Source organism: Streptomyces sp. NPDC012474 (genome assembly GCF_042955185.1).
Classification (GTDB): Bacteria; Actinomycetota; Actinomycetes; order Streptomycetales; family Streptomycetaceae; genus Streptomyces; species Streptomyces cahuitamycinicus.
Map to the genome: position 1 here is coordinate 12,481 of NZ_JBIBEP010000019.1, position 18,352 is coordinate 30,832.

Consider the following 18,352-nt stretch of genomic DNA (forward strand, 5'->3'; position numbering starts at 1 on the left):
GTGGTGGCCCCGCCGGCGGCGCCCCGCCCCCACCCGCGGTCCCGCCCCCCCGGGGGCCCCCCCCCCCCCCCCCGCCCCCCGGGGGGGGGGGCCCCCCGGGGGGGGGGCCCCCCCCCGGCCCCCCCCCCGCCCTGCCGGAGCGCTCCGTACGGATCGCAAGGCGCGTCAGCGGCTGGGGCCGGGTCGGTGAGGGCGTCGGTGAAGGCGGCGATCAGTTTGACGGCCGTGCGGGCGCCGAAGCTGGCGTACCAGGCGGGCCGGTCCGGCTCGGCGACGTGGTGCAGGGCCACCACTGGTCGTCGGGGTCGGGCGCAGGTGGGGCTTCTGGTCGGGGCTGGAGAGCAGGACGCGTGGCATCAGGGGGTCGTTGCCGTGGCTCCATCCGCAGGCACGGTGGAGGGGAACGGTGATCCAGGCGGTGTCACCGCCGCCGGCGAGGTGGCGCGGGGTGATGAAGTCGACCTCGATGGTCTCGGGAGTCGGGGCCCTACTTCCGTGCCGCGGTTCCTCGCAAGGGTGCGAGGGCAGGCATGGGAACCAGGGATGAGGGGGCCTTGCGGGCTGCGGTGTTGATCTCCCGGAGCGCTTTGCCGTGGGTGGCCCAGTCGTCGAGGTAGCTCCAGGATTCGGCGTGATGTTCGGCGAGGGCGTCGTCGAATTCGGCGGTGCCGGGCTTGGCGGTGGCGGGCAGGGCGTCGCGGGTGAGCAGCCATTGCTCGTGCAGTTCGTCGAGACGGTCGAGGGCCGTGTGCAGGACGCCCAGCTGGTATACCCAGCGGCTCTGCACCGTGTTCTCCGGCAGCTGGGCCAGCTGTGTCTCGGCGGTCGCCAGCAGGTGCCGGGCGCCGTAGCGGAGCGGCTCGAAGGCCTCGGCGGTGTCGGCATCGCGCTGGCTCTTGCGCATGCCGTAGGCGTGGTCGTCGTAGGGCCAGCCGTCGAGGCCGGTGTGCTCGTCGGAGTAGGCGTCCCAGGCGTCGAGGATCTTCTGGCTGTCCCGCACGTAGTGGTCGAGGTGGCGCAGGAAGTCGCGGTGTGCGTGGTGGTCTCGGAAGATGGGGAGGGGTCCTGTCAGGTCAGCGGCGAGCGGCCGGCTGCGCGGTATTGGCGTGCGCCGGGATCGTCGCGGGTTTCGTCTGCTGGCGGCGGGCTGAGCGTGCCTGGGCGCGTAGATGCTTGATGCGCGTGGCGTGGGCGTCGACCACCTGCTGCGGGCGCAGCGTGCTGGGCTCCTGTACGGCGCTGTAGTGGCCGGTGCGTTCGAACATGCCGCGCTGGAGCGGATTGCGGTCGGTCAGCGCGGTGAGGAACGCGCTGACCAGGTGAGCGGGGGTGTGCTCGTCGAGGTAGGCGTGCCAGATGCGCGGGCCGGGAAACTCCCCGTGGCCGGGCTCGCGGGTCTCGATGTGCCAGGACGACCGGTCGTGGAATTCGCTCAACGGCCGCAGTTCGATGTGGCACATGGAGTCCGGCGAGCGCGCGCCGTTTGGCTCGTGGTGCCATCCTGCCGAGGTCACCTGCTGCCACGGGCCCGGCTGCTGTGGCGGCGGGGCGGTGAGGGCGTCGGTGAAGGCGGCGAGGACCTCGGCGGGCACGAGTTCGCCGAACTCGGCGTACCAGCCGGGCTCGGTGCCGACGGGCTCCGCCCGTAGCCGCCACCACGCCGAGGTGCGGGACTGCGGGTCGAACTGGAGCCGGTGGCGAAGGTCAGGGCTTGCCAGGATGATCTCGGCGCTCAGGGGGTCGGAGACGGCGTTCCATCCGGCGGCGGCCAGGCCGTGGGTGACGTGGCGGGCATCTCCGGGGCCGGCGAGGTGGCGGGGGCTGGTGTCGTACGGGATCTGCACGGCGTGCTTGTCGGCGAAGGCGGCGAGCTGCCGTTCGCTCAGCGGCACCAGCAGCACCCCTGCTCGCTCGTCGGCGACCTGCCGTACAGGTCACGGAGATCGTCCAGCACGTAGTGGAGGGTGTGCTGGTCGGCCAGTTCCCACGCGGCCGTGCGCAGCTCGGTGATCAGCAGGTCGCCCTGCGCCGTGCGCGGCGCGTGAGGGTTCTCCTGAACGGCGCGGGCGAGGGCGCGCAGCGTGTCGGCGAACTGGACGGGCAGGCCCGTGTACTCGTCGAGGAGCGGCTCGACGAGGGCGAGGGCTTCTGCGGGGTCGGGGTTCTCGCGCAGGTAGTCGGTGAGGTCCGCGAGCGTTTCGGTCAGGGTGCGGATGGTGTCCGGGGTGAGTGCGGGCATCGGGCTCCTCGGGGCGGGGTTATTGCGGTCAGCGGCGGGTGCGTGCGCCGCCGGTCGGGGTGTAGGGACGGGCGCTGGTGCGCGGCCTGGCGCTACGGGCGCTGTTGCGGGCCCAGGTGGCGGCGCGGGCGGCCGTGATGCGGGCCTGCTGCCACGCACTGAGCTGGGAGGGCTTCACGGACACCGACCAGGTACGGATCTGCGCGCTGTGCGGCACGCGTCCGCGCGGGCGCATCACGGGGTCCGGGCTGGCGAGTTCGGTGGAGAAGGCTTGCACCAGGTGCATCGGGGTGTTCGGCGTGAAGTTGGCGGTCCAGCCGTTGCCCTGCTTGTCCCGTGCTCCGGTCCACCACATCGCCGCCCCGTCGGGGCTCTGCCGGTACTGCATCCACGCGGTGTCGTCGGGGCTCGTCGCCATGTAGTTCTGGCCCTCGAAGCGCGTGTGCCAGTTCTGCTCCTGTAGCGGGGCCCAGACGTTGGGGGCGTGGGCGAAGCGGGGGCGGGTGAGGGCGTCGGTCAGGCCGGCGACGATCTCCACCGGCGTTTGCTGGCCCAGGTGGGCGGACCACTCGCCGTTCGCTCCGTCTGCGTGGCCGTGGATGGTCCATCCGCCGGGGAGGACGTAGGGGTCGTAGGCGATGCGGACGGTGCGGTCCGGGCTCTCCATGCGCAGGGGGCCGCCCGTCTTGGACTTGTCCCGCCAGCCGGAGGCGCGCAGGAACTCCGAGACGTGCCGGACGTCGCCGCCGCCGGCCAGGGCGCGGGGCTGGACGAGATAGTGCTGCTCGGCCTGCTCGTCGGGTCCCCAGCCCTGCCACTGCTTCTTCTTCACCGGCGGCGCCGGACGACGAGCGGTGCGGGTGCCGGGGGCTTCGCCGCCGTAGTGGCGGGCTGGGCGCCGACGCGCTGAAGAGCGTCTTTGCGTTCGTCCAGGTCGAGGGTGATGTCGCCGAGTTCGTTCGAGGCACGGCCCAGGGCGAGCCACACCTCCGCGGGGAGCGCGCCTCGCTCTGCCTGGTCCTTGGCGAACACGCTGCCGGTGGCGACGAGGTGGGTGACGCCGCCGAGGACTCCGGTGTCCGGGTCGAGCACGCGGACGATGACCTGAGCGGCCTGGGGCAGGGGAAGCTGAGATAGGTGGTCGGCGAGCTGGCCGAGCTGGCGGGTGATCTCGTCGGCCAGTCTCACCGGGTAGGGGGTGGGGTAGGACATGCTCCTCCGGGGCGGTGGACGGTCAGTGGTGGTGGCGGTGCCCGACGCGCTGTGTCTCGGCGAGGGCGGCCTCCGGGCGGGCGCCGGCCAGCGGGGAGGTGTGGTCGGGGCCGGTCGGAATACAGGCGCGCAGATAGCGGCGGAAAAGGGCCGTGGCGAGTCGGGGCTTGAGCCGGTTACTGATCGATGGGGGCGTGCGGGTTGCTACGGGTTTCTCCGTGTCTCGGGTGGTGAGGCGGGCGGTCCCGGCGCGGTTGCCGGGACCGCCCAGGTGCCTTACGGGGTGCGGCGGGCCGGAGCTGCAGGCGAGGGGGAGCCGATCGGTGCCTGTTGCCGCACGGCAGGGCGGCCCGCGCGGGTGCGCAGGTCCTGCACGGCCTGCCGGTAGGCGGATTCGTCGAAGACTTCGGGCGTGCAGTTGACCTCGTAACCGGCCAGGAGCAGGGTGGGGATGGCGCGGGTTGCCAGCCGCTTCTGCTCGCTGGCGTCGAGGTGTTCGGGCACGGTGTGCCAGATGTAGATGGGCGTGTCGGCGGGGTACTCGTGGCGTTCCAGGCCGAGGTGTTCCAGCAAGTCGTGGAGCTGGGCGGGGGCGCCGGTCGGGGTGTCGGCGTGGATGGTGGTCGTCAGGGCCTTGATGTAGATCTCGACGTCCGTGCCGTATTCGTCGGCCAGGTTGGCCATGTGGTTCTCCGGAGTCAGCGGCGGCGGGATACCGCGGGCTGGGCGCGGCTCGGCGGTGGTGAGGTAGTGGCCGGCCGCTGCGCAGGGCGTGCGACGTGGTTGCGGGCGTGGAGGATGGCGCGCGCGGCCTCGCTCATGGAGGTGGCGGTGCTTCCGAGCCGTGCGATGGGATCGGGTTCCCCGGCGGGCGTGGCCCCTTGGAAGTCGCTGGCGGCGATCCAGGCGCGGACGACGACCTCTCTGGCGAGAGGCAGCAGCCCGTGGACGGGGGCAGCGATCTCGGTCAGGACCTCGGCCACCTCGCTGCTGGTTGTGGCGGCTGCGGCTCGCTCAGCGAGACCCGCCAGGTAGCGCAGGGCGGCCTCACGTTCACCGTCCGGTGCGACCAGCATGTTCAGCATGGGGTCGAGGTGGACGCTGTGACCGGCGGCGAGCAGAGCGTTCGAGGCAGCGGTCGCCTTCCGGCGCTGCTGCTCGACGGGCAGGCCGTGCTGAAGCCGGTGATAGTCCCCGCGCGGTCCGGGAGCGGAGAGGAAGCCGCCGGTTCGCTGGAGGATGTCCGCGGCCTTTTCGGTACCGCCGATGGCCACGACCAGGCCGGTTCGGGGGTCCTTGGTGATGGTGACGTACTCCAGCACCCAGAAGTCGGGCTCCGTCTGCTTCACCGAGACCGGGTGGCCGGCGTACGGGGACCGGCAGGGACGGGCGGCACGGAAGCGGCGGCAGTGGGCGCGGTCCGGCCTGCGGGATGCTGCAGAGCGGTGCCGATGCCGAGCGCGTCGAGGCGCGGGCCGATCTCGCGCAGGGCGCGGGCCTGGGCCTGAGTTTCGTCACCACTCAGGCGGTAGATGCCACTCTGCGGGTCCTGGACGAAGCCGTGGGCCATGAGGACAGCGCTGGCGCGGTCGTCGGCGGGGGTGGTGGCGATGCTGCCGTCCGGCTGCCAAGTCAGGACGACCCGGTCCGGCTGGGAGGGCTGGATGCCGCCGCCCAGGGCGTTGTGGCGGACCTGGGCGAGGGCGGCGTCGTATCGGGCGAGCAGGTCGCCGGTGACCTGCTCGGCGCTCAGGAACGGGTCATCGGCCAGGGCGATGCCGTTGGGCTCGGGAACGCCGCGGAACGCCTCATCGGGCAGGGCGTGCGGGGCGACGGCGGCGATGAGGAAGCCGTCGCGCTCGTCGTGCCGGTCCAGAAGGACGAGCTGCGCACCGTCCTGTCGGCTCAGGACGGCGGCCTGCTGCAGGGGGTGCTCGGCGAGAGAGGCGGCGACCAGGTCCAGGTCCCAGATGCGGTCGGCGAGTTCGACGAGGTCGTCCTTGGCGTCGGCTGGCAGGTGGGAGCTGGTCCAACTGTCGGGGAGTTCGCCGGCGAGAACGTCGGCGTACGAGGCGAGGCGCTCGGAGGTGTCGTGGTCGTGCATGGTGTCCTTGGGCGAGGTGGGAGTCAGCGGCGCAGTCCGGCGGCCATCGGGGGCGGCGGGGCCGGCAGGGTGCGCGGCGGTGGCGGGCAGGCGCACACGGCAGAGCGCTCTTGCTCGGTTGACGGGACTTCCCCGGTGCAGGTGCTGCGGCCGGGGTGCGGGGCATGCCGGTCGGCGAGCTGGTTGCGGGTCTCGGAGAGGTCGGTACGGATGACGCGAAGGTGCTCGTCGGCGAGGTAGCGAAGCCGCCGCGCGATGTAGGGGTCGGCCGCCTGGCCGAGCCCGTCGTGGAAGTCGGCGGTGGCGGTGAGGACTTCCTCCAGCGCGGCGAGGACGCCGTCGTGGGCGGCGGTCAGCTCAGTCAGCGCATCGGCCGCCTCGTCAGTAGTGGCGGCCTCGCGAAGGCGCTCGGCAACGTGGGCAATGGAGGATCCCAGCGGCAGGTAGCTGGCCGGACGCGAGTCGGTGTCGAAGCCCGCGTCGCAGTCGACGTGGTATCCGGCCGCCCGCAGGCGGGCCACGGCGTCGGTGGCCAGACGGGACTCGTCGTCCTCCGCTAGGCCGGTCGGGGCGCGGTGGTACGTCTCATGGACGCGGACGACGGCGACGAAGCCCGCGCGCTGGAGGAGGCTGTGTGCCTCGGAGTCGCCGCCGCGGGCAAGGAGTTCGTCGGAGTGCGGGTCGCGGCGGATGTCCAGGAAGCGGTCGGTGCGGGGCAAGGAGACGTTTTCTCCTACGGCGGTCGGTGGGCGTTGTGCCGGACGGCGGTCGGGGCCGGGACGGCACGGGGCTGGACCAGGCGGGTTGCGGTGGTGTCCAGGTCCTGCTGGATGGCGTGGAGGCGGCGGGCGATCAGCTCCAGGCGGTGTGCCGTATCGGTGCCGGCTGCTCCCGGCTGGCGGGCGATCCGGTGCGAGGTGTGCTCGACGAGTCCGCGTACCGCTGCCAGAGGGCCGGCCTGTTCGTCGGCGAGCTGCGTGAGGATGGTCGCGAGCTGGGCCGACGCCGTGAGCGCCGCGCGGACGGCAGGCCGCGAAGGGGGGTCGGATCGGACAGGGATCAGGTGAAGGTCCTGTTCGATGCGACGCGCCTCATCCGCCAGGCGCCGCCGTTTGTCTGCGGGAGGAGCGTGCCACACGCCGTCGAGATGGATCAGGTTGGCGATCAGGTCGAGGCGACCGGGCTGGGCTTGGACGGCGATCCACCGGCAGCCATGTTCCTTGCCGGGGATCTCGATGCCGACGGCTCGTGCGAGCCGTTGAGCAACCTCGGCCCACTCCGGTCCGGTCAGTTCCCGGTCGTCCGGGTGAAGGCGGATGTCGAGGTGGAGGATCGCCCGCCGGTCGTCGTCGGGGCTGGCGGCGAACGGGTGCTCCAGGTAGGGGTCTTCGAGGTGCTCGGCCCACTGGACGGACGTCCAGATCCTCTGCTCGTCGTCCAGGGTGAAGTAATCCAGGCCGGGCCAGTGGGCGACGATCGTGTGCTCCGTCAGGCCCTCGTTCGGTGAGACCGGCTGCCCCAGCGCCTCTTCGAGCGGGTCGTGGGGCCGGTGGGTCCGCTCGTGCAAGCGGGGGATCACCGGCCGCTCCGGCTGTCGGCGATGTGCACGAGCTGGCCCAGGGCGGTGGTGGTGTACCAGCCGCAGTCGATCAGTTCGTCGCGGTCGACGAACCGTGCGAGGAGGGTGTCCTCCATGGCCCGTAGATAGATCAGGCAGTCAGGGCAGCGGCGTGAGAGGTGCACGAGGTAGCGGGGGTGGGCGGTGACGTAGGACTGGGCGCCGCCTGTCGCATCACGCAGCCGCCACCCGTCCTCGTCGGTCGGGGTGTGCCAGGAAGGGGCCACGACGCGCATCGCGTCGCCCCACAGTTCTCCGCCGGCCACCCCCTTCAGGACGACGATGGTGTCACCGGCCTGGAAATGGGCGTGGGTGATGTCCCGGTCGGGGGTGAGCGGGTCGGGCGTCGGTGCGAACGCCGAGGCGGACGGGGGCTGGGACATGAGTTCCTTCCACGCGATGGCTGGCGGGGTGGGAGCATCAATAGTCCGGAGGAACGCCGGTTTGGCTAACCGGCGTTTCCCGGCTATGTTGCCCCGCCGTCAGCGGAACGGGTTCTCCGTCCCGCGGTCCGCCTCACTGGCCGCGTCGAGGAGTTCGAGCAGGTCAGTGCCTTCGGCGTCCCGCTGGTCGATCCACCATCCGGCACGGGTGACGGAGCGGGCCTTCTCCTCCAGCTCCGCCCAGTCCGCCTCGTCCCAAGTGCCCTCGACGACGAGCGCGGTGTGCGCGGCCGTCATCAGCTGGTGGCGGGAGCGCTCGCCCCAGCCCAGGGCCTTCTCCGGGCCCTCCAACTGCGGCATGTAGAACTGCTTGGCCCACGCGACGGCTGCCTCCTGCTCCTCGGCCCGCTTGGTCGCGAGCCACTCCTCCTTGGACTCGGAGTCGGCGTCGCGCGCCGCCTTCCAGCAGTCGGTGCAGTCCTTCGACGCGAGCCAACGGGCAAAGCCCGCCCGCTTGTCGGCAGGGCGATTGGACAGTTCATGATCCACGCTGTGGGAGCAGGCGTGTTCCACGGTCCAGTGCGTACGCACGGCCATAATTCGATCTCCTCAAAAGGGGTTGGAAGGTGGGGGGTGCGCCCTGATCAGGACGTCTTGTGCCGGCCTCGGAGTGGGCGGCGGTGTCAGCCGCGCGGCCGGTGCCCGGCGGGGTGGAGCTGTCGGCGCGCGGCGAGAAGGACGGCGAGGGCGAAGGCCGCGCCGGCGGCGGGGAGCGCCGCGCTGGCCAGCGTCTGCTCGGCGAGGCGTCCGGCCAGGGCGGTACCGGCGGACTGTCCGACGCCGATCGAGAGGATCAGCCACGCGTACGCCTCGCTGGTCCGGCCCGCAGGGGCGAGGGCATCAGTGGTCACGTAGGCGCAGGCGACCACGACGGTCAGGAACGCACCAGGCACGGCGACCGCGGCGGTGGCCGCGAACGGCGCGGGCTGGGTTGCGAGCGGGAGCCATCCGGCGAGGAACGCGGCGCTGCCGATGATCAACCGGTCGGCGGTGGTCCGACTCCAGGTGCGGCGCCCGTAGACGAGGCCGCCCAGGAGGCTGCCGGTGGAGAACGCGGCGGGGATGATGCCCGAGAGCATGTCCTGTTCGTGGTGCTCGGCTATGGCGATCGACCACACATTCATGGCCCCGATCGCGAACCCGATGCCGGTCAGCGAGACGAACAGGAGCAGCAGGCCGGGGCTGGTCAGCCGTCCAACGTCACCGTGCAGGGTGCCGACTGACGGCGTCGATCGCCATCGCCGCGATGGCGGAGCGAGGACGACCACGGTGGTGCCGGCCAGGCCGAGGACGGCGGTGACGGTGAGCGCGACGCTCGGGTTGTACGCGGAGGCGAGGGCGGCGACGAGCAGGGGGCCGACGATGTACAGGAGGCCCTGCGTGCCGGTGTCGAGGGCGAGCGCGGCGTGCCGAAGGCGGGCGTCGGGCAGCACGCTGGGCCACAGGGCCCGCAGCCCGGCCTCCAGGGACGGGGTGGTCAGGCCGGCGGCGACGACGAGGGCCGTGGCGAGGCCCGGTCCGCCGTACGGTCCCGTCAGCGGGAGGGTCACCAGGAGAGCCGAGTTGAGCACGGCGGCTGGAAGATGCACCGCCGTCTGGCCGTGGCGGTCCATGAGGCGTCCCTTGACGGGCTGCACCACCGAGGAGGACAGCCCGTACAGGGCGCTGAGCAGTCCGCCGAACGCGATGCTGCTGCCGCTCGTGGTGGCCCACAGGAGGATGGCGACGGGCGCCATGCCGTTGGGGAGTCGGCCGGTGAGGGTGCCGCCGAGGAGGCGGGCGACGTACGGGCTGCCCAGCACCGCGCCGTAGGTGATGCGCGGTGCCGGGGCCGGGGGTGCGGTCGGGGACAACGGGTGCTTTCTCGGGGTCTAGCGGTGGCGGGCGGTCGTGCTGGCGCGAGGTGGCGGCGTGGGCGGGGTGGTGTCCACGGCCGGGCGCGGGCGGGCGCGTAGTACGGGGGTGCGGTGCGGGGGCAGGACGGTGACGGTCGCGCCGAGGTCTTCGGCCACCTCTTCGACTTCACGGGTGAGGAACTCGATCTGCCGGCCCAACGCTGAGAGGCGGGCGGCGATCTGGCGGCCCTGCACGGTCTCCAGGGCGCTGGCGAACTGGCTGCTCGTGTCCAGGAGTTCCTGCAGGCGGACCATCGGACCGGCGGCGTAGCCGCGCTGGACGGCTCCGAGGAGAGCGTTCGATGCGTCACCGGCGGTGTGGCCTTCGACGACGTCGCGGATGAGTTCCTGCAGGGACACCTCCGGGGCCGGTGCCGGGCGGTTGAACCGGGAGACGTCTGCGCGCAGGATGCCGGGCGGGACCGGAGCGGGCAGGGCCTTGCCCGTCTCGTACTCGTGGACGTAGTGCCCGATCACCTGCCAGCCCGGTACCCCCGGATCGCCGCGCAGCGCGACCACCGTCGAGTCGTTGTCCTCGACCAGGTAAGCGAGGGTGATCGGCTGCCCGTCGGCGGCATACCACGACTCGGTCAGCTCCAGCTCGCCGCGCCGCTGCGCGGCCTGGGGCCTCTCGGCCCACATCTGCTGCTCCTCGTCGGTCAGCGGAGCCTTGTGGTGCTGGCCGTCGCGCTGGTCGGCGAGGTTGCTGGCGATAGAGCTGTGGTCCGCCCAGGCGGTGAGGTACGGCCACAAGGCCGCGTGCTGAGTGCGTTCGGCCTGGGAGCCAGGGGCGGCCGGCCGGTCGAGGGCCCGGCGGATCTCGGCGGCGGAGGCAGCCAGGCCGTCCAGGACGGCTCGCCACCCGGCCAGGTGCCGGGCGGGTGGCAGCTCGTCGAGCACGAGGCGGGCGGCATCGAGGAGAGCCTCGGCGTGCGGGGCGAGGTGGGTGGCGTACGCCTCCACCGCCGCCTTGTCACGGTGGGCTCGTGCGGCTGCCGCGGCGCCCGCGTGGACGGTACGGCCGTAGCGGTCGCGTGTCATGTCGAGCGCGGCCTCGGTCTCGCTGTCGATGACCGCCATCCGTAAGCGGAAGTCGCGTGCCCCGTTGGCCCGTTCGGAAGCTGTCGGCAAGGGGCCGTCGGGGGCCGGGCTGCTCGCGAGTGTCATCGGGACCGCCCGCCGGTCGCGGCCGTCAAATGGACGGTCGGAGCGTACGAGGGCTTCGGCGGGATCGGCCGGGCCGCCGGCGGGGAGGTGGTGGGCGGTGCGGAGCGCTGCGTCGTCCGGCCAGCGGCTGCCTGGGCGAGCCGGCTGCGGCGCTCCTGGAGTCCGTTGGGCCGGACGGGGCGCGGCGGGCCGGCCGAGAGGGACGGCTCGAGGCGGATGTCGGCCTGCACGGTGTAGCCGTGGCGGCGCAGGTCGTGTACGGCTTGGCGGGTGCGGCGGACTCCGTCGCGCTCGGGCTCGCTGAGCCGGTAAAGGCCGGGTTCTCCGGGAACGGGCTCGAACTGCTCGCGCTCCAGGTACCAGTGGGCGAGGTGCGCGGGCAGGGCGGCGGTGAAGGAGGCCACGAAGCCGTGTTCCTCGTGGTCGCCGAAGGCGAAGTGGGTGCCGGGTCGCAAGGGGGCGGGGCTCTCCTCGGGGCGTGGGGCGGAAGGGCCAGGGGCCGCGGTGCGGGGGCGGGCTGGCGCGGTGACGGGCAGGGCCGGGCGACGATAGGGCGCGCTGATGCGGGCCTGACGAAAGAACGTTTCGCCGTCGGCGAGCCACGTCTCGACGGCCGGCCACGCGCGTGCTCGGCGCTCCTGCTCCGGCACGGAAGGGCGGTGTGCGCCCACCGATACTGCTCGCCCGAGGCGATCGCGACGATCCCGGACTCCCGGCTGTGCGACAGGACGATCTGTGCCTCAGCCACGGACCAGGTTTTCGCCACCGCGCAGGACGGCGCGCAGGCTGCGGCCGTACGCCCAGGCGTGCTCCCGGGCAGCCGCCTCCAGCCGGTCGTATCCGACCTGGGCCGTCATCTGCCCGTCCCACTTGCGGTACCTGTACACGGGTACTGGCAGCAGGATCCCGGGGGCGAGAGCGGTGACGCCGAGGGCCGCGCAGTAGTCCTCACCCTGGACGAGGCCGCCCATCGGAGCGGCGCGCACGAGGTCGGTGCGGGCGAGGATCGTGGTCGGCCCGATGGGGATGGTGTCCGCAGGCGACTTCCAGTACGTCCACACGTCACCGGCCTCATGCCGGCCGGGCGGCGTGGGGCAGCGCCACAGGGTGGTCGAGCCGTCGGGGTGCTGGTCCTCGCTCCAGCCGGCGCACCAGCCGACTCTCGTCGACTGCAGGGCGTTCAGCCGTACGGCCATCGCATCGTCGGGGAACAGGTCATCGTCGTCGGCCCAGTTGGTGTACGGGGTGCGTACGTGAGAGAGGGCCAGGTTCCTGGCGCAGGCGGCGCCGACCGGACGGGGCAGCGCCAGCGTGCGAACGCGCGGGTCCCGCGCGAGCGGGGCCGGCAGACGGTCGGGCGAAGCACCGTCGAGCGCGATCACGGCCTCCCACGGCACGGACTGCCGGGTGAGGCTGGCGTGCATGGCGGCCAGGTAGTCCAGTCGGTCTTCGCGCAGGCGGCTTGCGATGACGACGGTGATCAGGGGCGTGGTGTACGGGGGCAGAGAAGGCTCCGGGAAGACGAGAAGGACCTAGCGTCGGGCGGCGGGGCGCGGGGTGCCGGCCTTCGCCGGGGCTGCGGCAGGAGCCCTCTGGGGCTGCCTGCCGCGCGAAGCCCGCATGGCGGGCGGGGAGTCGAGGGAGGACCAGGCCGCCGGGTGGTCGTTGAAGGCGGTGCGCGGGTCGGTGGACCAGCTCACGATCGGGCCGATGTCCTCGTGCAGGAGGCTGATCACCTCGACGCCCTCCTTGTGCAGGACGTACCCCCACTGCATGTCCTGCTCGTCGGCGGTCGTGTCGGTGACCGACATGCGTACCGGGGGTGAGCCGTCCGGGGTGATCAGGTGGTCGAGGGTTCGGCTGGGCCAGTGCTCGCCGCCGGTCAGCGCGGTCACGAGTGCGGGCGGGACGTCGTCGAGGAGATCGGTGCCGAGTTCGTCCCAGCCGACGACGACGTCGTCGATGAGGTGCCGGGACATGGCCTCGATGTTGCGTCCGAACTTGTACTGGTAGGCGGCCAGGAGCAAGGGGAGGAGGTGGCTGGGTACGCCGTCGAGCTGGACGGGGATGCCCGTGTATCCCGTACCGCGGGTGGGGCGGGCGATGAAGGAGCGTGTGGACAGGGGATTCTCCGGAGCGAGCGGGGTGCGGGGGAGGTTCGGCGGCCGTCACGGTGGCGCACGGGTGCGTCTACGCGCGGTCGGACCAGGACGGGACCGGAGGGCCGGAGGCGTCGGTACGCGCGCAGGTGTAGCCGATCAGGCGGGAGGGCTCGGCCCTCGCGGGGACGGTGGCGGCGTCGTTGCACACGAACGTGTTGCGGATGGAGGTGCGGGGCACGTCGTGGAGCCAGGCCCGGTCGTCCTTGCCGGGATTGATCTGCAGGCCGGAGTGCGCCACGGCGTCGGTCTGGGTGTGCGTGTGGGAGAAGAGGATCAGCGCGCCGCCGTCGGTGGTCTTGAGGGCGTAGGCGTCCGTGTAGCGGTTGGCGGCGCCGGTGAAGACGGTGGTGCCCTGGGCCCCGAAGCGGGTGCCGGTCTTGTCGTGGACTTCGATCTGCCGCTTGCTCGCCTTGGTCGGTGCGAAGACCTTCGTCCCCGTGTTCGTGCCTCCGGTGGCGAAGTTGTCGAGGATCGCGGTGCGCAGCAGCTTGGCGTCGGCAGCGAGGTGCTTGTTGCCGTCGGCGGTGACGGCCGTTGCGTATCCGTCGTGGTCGAGGGCGATGTCCGGCAGGTCCGGGCTGTCGAGGTCGACGACGGAGACCATCTCCCAGCGCTTGTGCTGGGGGCGTTCGGCGAACACGGCCAACCGCGAGGGGGCCTTGCCCTTCTGGGCCGAGAGCGCGGCGGCGAACCAGCGGTTCTGTCCGGCTCCCAGGCGCGGGATGTACAGCCTGGCGTCCGCGGAGTCGTAGGACCACGGCTTGTACGGCTTGCGGTCTGCCGCGGGGAGCCCTTCGGTCTCGGTGTAGTCCGAGACGGACATCGCGTACAGCGGGCCGTCCTCGACCGTGTCGAGCAGGCGCCGGTCGCGGTCGGTGTTGGCCTCGTTGTTGATCTCCGAATAGCGGGTGATGACGTCGCGGGCCTGGGCGGCGCTGAGAGCGGGCACGGGCTTCGGGGCGGTGCTGGCGTGGGGCGTCTGCCGGGCATGGGCGGGGCCGTCTTCGCCGGCGCAGCCGGTGAGGGCCAGGGCGAGGCAGGCGGCGCCGACGAACAGCGGCAGGGTACGGCGAGCGGTGCGGATAGGGGGCTCCAAGGGTCTGCTGGGCGGATGGGGATCAGCGAGCACGACTGGTCGTGGGTGCTGTCTTCGGCGATGTCGGCGGAAGGGCTGCGCTGGCGGCGGGCCGAGTGGCGGAGGTTCACACCGATGCCCTTGGCCGTGAGCTGCTGGACCACGCCGTGGACGCGAAGTGCGCGACCGCTGTCCCCGTAGGCGGCGGGAAGGGGAGGGAGGCGGCGGTGCGGCGTCAGCGCATGTGCCGCGACGGAGCTGATGGGAGGGCTCGCGGCGGAAGGGACGGTGCACGAGCCGGGGTGGAGGGCAGCCGCGGTGCGGGCGCGAGCGGGGTGAGGGCCCGCATCCGGTCCTCGGCCACGTGCAGGACCTCTCCGAGGCTGCGGATCTCGGCAGCGGCGTCGGCGAGGTCGTAGGACAGGTCGAAGCCGTCGCCCTCCTCGGCTTCCTTGGCTTTCTCGCCGGCTGCTTCGAAGAACTCGCCGAGCTGTGCCAGCAGGCCGTCGGCGGGTTCCAGGACTTGATGCAAAAGGGCAGCGGCATCCGCGTGCGACTCGGCTGCGTTGAGCCGGTCGGTCAGATCGCGCAGCGCGTCGCCGTAGACGTAGGCGGGGTCGCGGTCTGGTTTGCCGGGGATGTCCGGGGACGGGGGCGTGGGCGTCGGTTGGGCCGGGTGCACGTGGGGGCTTTCGTGGGGCAGAGCGGGGTGCGGTAGCAGTCCGAGCTGGGCGAGGCGGAGGTCGATCGCCTCGATCAGGGGTTGGGCGCTGCCGCCGTGGCGGGCTTCGGGCCGCCGGCGAGCGCCGGGGTTGTCGGAGGGGGCGGAGTCGTAGAGAACCTCGAACAGCGTCTGGTCGTCGGGGTGCTCGTGGGTCGCGATCCAGCCCTCGGGGTCTCCGGGCGGGTGGTCGGAGGACGGTTCCTGCGGCGGACTGATGATCAGGTAACTGTCGTCGGGGAGCGAGACGCGCACGATGTAGGCGCTGAGGCCGAACTCGATGTCGCATGGCAGTCCGCGCGCTCGCAGCGGCGTGGTGATGTGCGCGTGGCGACGCCACAGCTCCTGCCACCACGGCATGTTCACGTCGCGGTGGTCGGGAAGTGGCGCGATCGGAGCCGCACGGGCGTCCGTAGCGTTCGCCTCGTCAGCGGCCACGGATTCTCCTGCGAGACGCCGGTCGGTGTGACGGAGGCGTTCGGCGAGCGAGGTCGACTTCTGGCTTCGGAACCGGACTGGAGTCGAGTTCGTACTCGTCGTCGGCGGCGATCAGGTCGTGTTCCAGCTGGGCTTCACGATCGGCGACTTGCGCCATGAGGTCGTCGTGCTCGGCCTGGCACTGCTGGTATTCGTCCCGGTCGGCGTCGCTGAAATGAGCGGGGCGGTTCAGAGCATTCCTTGGGGATGTGGGTGGATCGGGCTCCGGGCAGGCGCGGTCAGCGGTGACGACCGCCCGGCCTGGGTGGCGGAGGCGCCGGCGGGCCTTCTTGTGAACACCTGTACGATGCGCGTCGGGGGTGGGCGAATGGGGATGCAGGCTAGGCGTATTGATGTCTGGCTTGGCGACCCCAGCGACGGTGTTCCCCAGGGGATGCCGACGCCGTTCGAGATCCGCACCTGTGACGAGTGCAGCCGGGTCCGCGCATGGGTTTGGCACTCGTACGCTGAGGTGCGGAAGCGCATCAAGTGCCCGTGCGGACACAAGCGGAACACTCCTCAGAAGCAGCAGATGCTCTTCAACGACCGCCTGGAAGTCTTGCTGCCCACAATTCCGCTGAAGGACATGGTCCTGATGAACCAGGGATATTCGGCAGTGGGACGCGTGCCGCGGACTGACCGATGGCACTTCTACAGTCTGGGATCTTTCCCGCTCGGCGATGAGACTCCCACGTGGGTGTACTTGATCGCCTTCCCGGACTGGAATGGAGAACGCTTCGTCAAGATCGGTATCGGCCTCGATCAGCGGGTGCGCGACCACGAAACGCGTGGCGGCCTCGTTCTGCAGAAAGTTCAGGTGCCGCGTTGGCAAGCCCGAGTGATCGAGCGCCTGGTTCTGCGGCAGTACCCGCGCCAGCGTCCGCGTGTGCCGCTCCCGCAGTTCGGCGATACCGAGTGTCTCGTATGGGAGGCGGCGGAGAAGATCCAGCTTACGGCGCTGGTGCGCATGACTGCTGGGATCAAGTCCGACACTGCGTAGCCGTCCCCCCGCCCCAAGCAAGCAGTATGCGATGGTGCTGTCGGGGGTTCCGGGAACTCCGGGCTGGCATAGCCTCTTCATCGGAACACAACCCGTGGGTTCATGGGAATCATGGGCGCAGAAGTCCGGAACTCACGGACCTTTCAGTGCATACGGGCGTCGGTGTCGAAGAGCGCCAGTTCGTGGCTGTGCAGGAGGTGCTGAACAATGAAGCTCCGACCTGCGACTTTCCACAGGCCACGCCCTCGGTTGAGGTGCGCGATGGCGTCCATCTCGACGGAGGTCAGGCCGAGCAGGGAGGCCGCGGCGTGGAGCTGGTCGGTCTCCTGGCGGTAGATGATCCGGGTGCTGCAGTCGGCGAGGAGTCCCTCGGCTAGGGCCCGGCCTTGTGATCCGGCGTCGCCGGCGGTGAGCAGGTCGGACAGCCGGTGGATCACCATGAGGTTGGCGATGCCGAGGCCGCGGCTGAGCTTCCACTGGGCCTGCATCCGCTGGAGCAGGCCGACGTGCCGCATCAGGCGCCATGCCTCGTCGTACACGATCCAGCGCCGGCCGCCGTTGGGATCGGAGAGGGCGGATTCCATCCAGGCGCTCGCGCAGGTCATTGCCAGGACGAGGGCGGTGTCGTCCCCGGAGCCGCCGAGGCGGGACAGGTCGATGGTGAGCATCGGCGCGTTCGGATCGAAGGCGACGGTGGAGGGGGCGTCGAACATGCCGGCCAGGTCGCCGTGGACCATGCGCCGCATGGCGTGGGCCAGGTCTCGCGCTGCGTCGCCGAGTTGACCCGACATCATCCCGGCGGCCTCGTCGAGCGTGCTTGGGTTGTTGAGGGTGGCGGCGACGTCGCCGAGGAGCGGGGTGCGGTGCGTGTCGGCGGCGCGGGTGACGACGGCGTCGAGGGCGACGTCCAGGGCGGTGTGCTCCATGGGCATCAGGTCCCGGCCTAGGACGGTGCGAGCAAGGGAGCCGAGCAGGAGCAGGCGTCGTTTGCGGATCTCGCCGACCCAATCGGCCTCGGACACGCTCTCCGGGCGCGGGGCCGCGTCCAGGGGGTTCAGGCGACCCGGCAGTCCGGGCCCGAGGGCGACGGACCGGCCGCCGAGGGCTTCTGCCACCGGAGTCCACTCGCCCTTCGGGTCGCACGGTACGTAGACGCGGTATCCAAAGGCGACCGATCGCAGCGCGAAGGACTTGGCGAGGGCGCTCTTGCCCTGGCCGATCACGCCGGCGAGCAACAGGTTGGGGTTGGTGAATCCCTCGACTTTGCCGTACAGAGCGAACGGGTCGAAGACGAATGATGCTTCGGCGTGGACGTCGCGGCCGATGTAGATGCCCTCGGCGCCGAGTCCGCCTTCGGCGAGGAAGGGATAGGCGCCGGCCGCGACTGCTGTGGTCATGCGGTGGACGGGCAGCTTCAGCCGGTTTCCGCGGGAGGAGGCGGGCCCGGGGCGTCCGCTCGGTGGGTAGAGCGGGGCGGGCATCTGGTGCTCGGCGGGCGTGCTTTCGCTCTGGTGGGCGCTGGCTTCGGCGCGGGCTTTGGCGGTGGCCTCGGCGAGCTGGCGGCGGGCGGCCTTGCGGCTGGCGCGGTCGGTGCCGTGGGGGGTGAACAGCGGGCTGGCGGAGGCGCGACGGGCGCGACGGGCGGGCCGGTGGCTCATCGGGGGCCCTCGATTCTGCGGGTGGTGCTCATCGCACGCAGGCCGTGGTGCGCGGGCGGAGGTCGGTGGGGGTGGTTTTGCGGCGGACGACGTGTCCGGCGGCGAGGTGGCGTTGGCAGATGGTCAGCAGGGGCGGACCCTCGGGAAGCCGCTCTGGATGACAGGAGCTCGTCCCGGCGTTGGCCTCGGTTGTGCCGGGTAGCAGGTGGAAGGCGGCGTGGACTTCGGTGGTGGCCTGCCAGAGCCTGGTGTGGGCGGTGGCCAGTCGACGTCCGGCGGCCGGGTGAGGGGGCCGGGTGTGGTCGGCGAGCCGGTCCAGAAGCTGGAGCAGAGCGGTGAGGTGGGCGTGCAGCACGTCAAGGTGCAGCCGGTCCACGGGCCTGGGTGGGTCCGCGTCCGACGGCGCTAGGGTCCGTGCGTGGTGGCGGATGCCGGCGCTCGCGGCGCGGAGGTAGGGGTGCGCGTCGTCGGGGCGCGTAGGAGAGGTCAAAGGTGGTGGTCCTTCCTGCCGGTAGGCAGGGTGGCGACGGGCGTGCGTCCCGTCGCGGGTGATCCGGAGTGCAGTGGGCCAGGGCGCGGAC

22 protein-coding genes and 2 pseudogenes (1 of these 24 cut by a window edge) are annotated in these 18,352 nt (G+C 71.7%); 1 reads left to right on the top strand and 23 read right to left on the bottom strand.

Annotated elements, in window-relative coordinates:
• The 21 genes and pseudogenes from ACFY9S_RS32085 to ACFY9S_RS32185 all read right to left on the bottom strand — a co-directional run.
• Nucleotides 1-33: pseudogene (locus ACFY9S_RS32085) on the bottom strand (hypothetical protein) (its annotated part extends 237 nt beyond the left edge of the window); the annotation flags it as partial.
• A 182-nt stretch (nucleotides 34-215) separates the two neighbouring features.
• A pseudogene (locus ACFY9S_RS32090) lies at nucleotides 216-293 on the bottom strand (hypothetical protein); the annotation flags it as partial.
• Nucleotides 294-487: 194 nt separating this feature from the next.
• Entirely contained in the window at nucleotides 488-1,000 is a 513-nt protein-coding gene (locus tag ACFY9S_RS32095; protein WP_362238471.1) for a hypothetical protein, read from the bottom strand.
• Nucleotides 1,001-1,073: 73 nt separating this feature from the next.
• On the bottom strand, nucleotides 1,074-1,892 hold the full coding sequence (locus tag ACFY9S_RS32100) for a DUF317 domain-containing protein (RefSeq protein WP_366815839.1): 819 nt from the start codon (nucleotides 1,890-1,892) through the stop codon (nucleotides 1,074-1,076).
• On the bottom strand, nucleotides 1,883-2,239 hold the full coding sequence (locus tag ACFY9S_RS32105; protein ID WP_359310462.1) for a hypothetical protein: 357 nt from the start codon (nucleotides 2,237-2,239) through the stop codon (nucleotides 1,883-1,885). The genes ACFY9S_RS32100 and ACFY9S_RS32105 overlap by 10 nt, the downstream gene beginning before the upstream one ends.
• A gap of 28 nt (nucleotides 2,240-2,267) precedes the next feature.
• Entirely contained in the window at nucleotides 2,268-3,071 is an 804-nt protein-coding gene (locus tag ACFY9S_RS32110) for a DUF317 domain-containing protein (protein ID WP_391135376.1), read from the bottom strand.
• Nucleotides 3,068-3,451: a hypothetical protein gene (locus ACFY9S_RS32115; protein WP_391135378.1), complete on the bottom strand. Its 384-nt coding sequence runs from the start codon at nucleotides 3,449-3,451 to the stop codon at nucleotides 3,068-3,070. Before ACFY9S_RS32115 ends, ACFY9S_RS32110 begins: the two co-directional genes overlap by 4 nt.
• Nucleotides 3,452-3,727: 276 nt before the next feature.
• Entirely contained in the window at nucleotides 3,728-4,135 is a 408-nt protein-coding gene (locus ACFY9S_RS32120; protein WP_391135381.1) for a hypothetical protein, read from the bottom strand.
• A 14-nt stretch (nucleotides 4,136-4,149) separates the two neighbouring features.
• Complete coding sequence (locus tag ACFY9S_RS32125; RefSeq protein WP_391135384.1) at nucleotides 4,150-4,800, bottom strand: hypothetical protein; 651 nt, start codon at nucleotides 4,798-4,800, stop codon at nucleotides 4,150-4,152.
• Entirely contained in the window at nucleotides 4,797-5,555 is a 759-nt protein-coding gene (locus ACFY9S_RS32130) for a hypothetical protein (protein ID WP_391135387.1), read from the bottom strand. Before ACFY9S_RS32130 ends, ACFY9S_RS32125 begins: the two co-directional genes overlap by 4 nt.
• Before the next feature lie 23 nt (nucleotides 5,556-5,578).
• Nucleotides 5,579-6,274, bottom strand: a complete 696-nt coding sequence (locus ACFY9S_RS32135; RefSeq protein ID WP_391135390.1) for a hypothetical protein — start codon at nucleotides 6,272-6,274, stop codon at nucleotides 5,579-5,581.
• Between the two features lie 14 nt (nucleotides 6,275-6,288).
• Nucleotides 6,289-7,134, bottom strand: a complete 846-nt coding sequence (locus ACFY9S_RS32140) for a relaxase/mobilization nuclease (protein ID WP_391135393.1) — start codon at nucleotides 7,132-7,134, stop codon at nucleotides 6,289-6,291.
• Nucleotides 7,131-7,556 (bottom strand): hypothetical protein, encoded by a 426-nt coding sequence (locus ACFY9S_RS32145; RefSeq protein WP_391135396.1) that lies wholly within the window; start codon nucleotides 7,554-7,556, stop codon nucleotides 7,131-7,133. The genes ACFY9S_RS32140 and ACFY9S_RS32145 overlap by 4 nt, the downstream gene beginning before the upstream one ends.
• Before the next feature lie 99 nt (nucleotides 7,557-7,655).
• The gene (locus tag ACFY9S_RS32150; RefSeq protein ID WP_391135398.1) at nucleotides 7,656-8,153 is read right to left on the bottom strand and encodes a hypothetical protein; all 498 of its coding nucleotides are present in this window, start codon (nucleotides 8,151-8,153) and stop codon (nucleotides 7,656-7,658) included.
• A gap of 86 nt (nucleotides 8,154-8,239) precedes the next feature.
• Nucleotides 8,240-9,469, bottom strand: coding sequence for an MFS transporter (locus ACFY9S_RS32155; RefSeq protein WP_391135401.1), 1,230 nt, complete (start codon nucleotides 9,467-9,469; stop codon nucleotides 8,240-8,242).
• Nucleotides 9,470-9,487: 18 nt separating this feature from the next.
• The gene (locus ACFY9S_RS32160) at nucleotides 9,488-10,678 is read right to left on the bottom strand and encodes a hypothetical protein (protein ID WP_391135404.1); all 1,191 of its coding nucleotides are present in this window, start codon (nucleotides 10,676-10,678) and stop codon (nucleotides 9,488-9,490) included.
• Nucleotides 10,675-11,133: a hypothetical protein gene (locus ACFY9S_RS32165; protein WP_391135406.1), complete on the bottom strand. Its 459-nt coding sequence runs from the start codon at nucleotides 11,131-11,133 to the stop codon at nucleotides 10,675-10,677. Before ACFY9S_RS32165 ends, ACFY9S_RS32160 begins: the two co-directional genes overlap by 4 nt.
• 285 nt (nucleotides 11,134-11,418) lie before the next feature.
• Entirely contained in the window at nucleotides 11,419-12,162 is a 744-nt protein-coding gene (locus tag ACFY9S_RS32170) for a glycosyltransferase (protein ID WP_391135754.1), read from the bottom strand.
• Between the two features lie 48 nt (nucleotides 12,163-12,210).
• A complete protein-coding gene (locus ACFY9S_RS32175) occupies nucleotides 12,211-12,657 on the bottom strand; it encodes a hypothetical protein (protein ID WP_391135757.1) in 447 nt (148 codons plus the stop codon).
• 211 nt (nucleotides 12,658-12,868) lie between these two features.
• Entirely contained in the window at nucleotides 12,869-13,936 is a 1,068-nt protein-coding gene (locus ACFY9S_RS32180; protein WP_391135409.1) for a hypothetical protein, read from the bottom strand.
• Nucleotides 13,937-14,150: 214 nt separating this feature from the next.
• Nucleotides 14,151-15,074 (bottom strand): hypothetical protein, encoded by a 924-nt coding sequence (locus ACFY9S_RS32185; RefSeq protein WP_391135412.1) that lies wholly within the window; start codon nucleotides 15,072-15,074, stop codon nucleotides 14,151-14,153.
• 118 nt (nucleotides 15,075-15,192) lie between these two features.
• Here ACFY9S_RS32185 and ACFY9S_RS32190 point away from each other — a divergent pair, with 118 nt between their 5' ends.
• Nucleotides 15,193-16,113, top strand: coding sequence for a hypothetical protein (locus ACFY9S_RS32190; RefSeq protein WP_391135415.1), 921 nt, complete (start codon nucleotides 15,193-15,195; stop codon nucleotides 16,111-16,113).
• A gap of 143 nt (nucleotides 16,114-16,256) precedes the next feature.
• Here ACFY9S_RS32190 and ACFY9S_RS32195 read toward each other — a convergent pair whose 3' ends face one another.
• Together ACFY9S_RS32195 and ACFY9S_RS32200 are read right to left on the bottom strand one after the other, a co-directional pair.
• Complete coding sequence (locus ACFY9S_RS32195; RefSeq protein WP_391135418.1) at nucleotides 16,257-17,771, bottom strand: VirB4 family type IV secretion system protein; 1,515 nt, start codon at nucleotides 17,769-17,771, stop codon at nucleotides 16,257-16,259.
• 28 nt (nucleotides 17,772-17,799) lie between these two features.
• Nucleotides 17,800-18,261: a DUF6238 family protein gene (locus ACFY9S_RS32200; protein WP_391135421.1), complete on the bottom strand. Its 462-nt coding sequence runs from the start codon at nucleotides 18,259-18,261 to the stop codon at nucleotides 17,800-17,802.
• Nucleotides 18,262-18,352 lie beyond the last annotated feature (91 nt).

Excerpts from the sequence above, each read along its gene's own strand:
- ACFY9S_RS32145 (WP_391135396.1), bottom strand. The coding sequence starts at position 7,556 with ATGTCCCAGCCCCCGTCCGCCTCGGCGTTCGCACCGACGCCCGACCCG.
- ACFY9S_RS32105 (WP_359310462.1), bottom strand. The coding sequence starts at position 2,239 with ATGCCCGCACTCACCCCGGACACCATCCGCACCCTGACCGAAACGCTC.
- ACFY9S_RS32160 (WP_391135404.1), bottom strand. The coding sequence starts at position 10,678 with ATGACACTCGCGAGCAGCCCGGCCCCCGACGGCCCCTTGCCGACAGCT.
- ACFY9S_RS32120 (WP_391135381.1), bottom strand. The coding sequence starts at position 4,135 with ATGGCCAACCTGGCCGACGAATACGGCACGGACGTCGAGATCTACATC.
- ACFY9S_RS32195 (WP_391135418.1), bottom strand. The coding sequence starts at position 17,771 with ATGAGCCACCGGCCCGCCCGTCGCGCCCGTCGCGCCTCCGCCAGCCCG.
- ACFY9S_RS32175 (WP_391135757.1), bottom strand. The coding sequence starts at position 12,657 with ATGTCCCGGCACCTCATCGACGACGTCGTCGTCGGCTGGGACGAACTC.
- ACFY9S_RS32150 (WP_391135398.1), bottom strand. The coding sequence starts at position 8,153 with ATGGCCGTGCGTACGCACTGGACCGTGGAACACGCCTGCTCCCACAGC.
- ACFY9S_RS32130 (WP_391135387.1), bottom strand. The coding sequence starts at position 5,555 with ATGCACGACCACGACACCTCCGAGCGCCTCGCCTCGTACGCCGACGTT.
- ACFY9S_RS32115 (WP_391135378.1), bottom strand. The coding sequence starts at position 3,451 with ATGTCCTACCCCACCCCCTACCCGGTGAGACTGGCCGACGAGATCACC.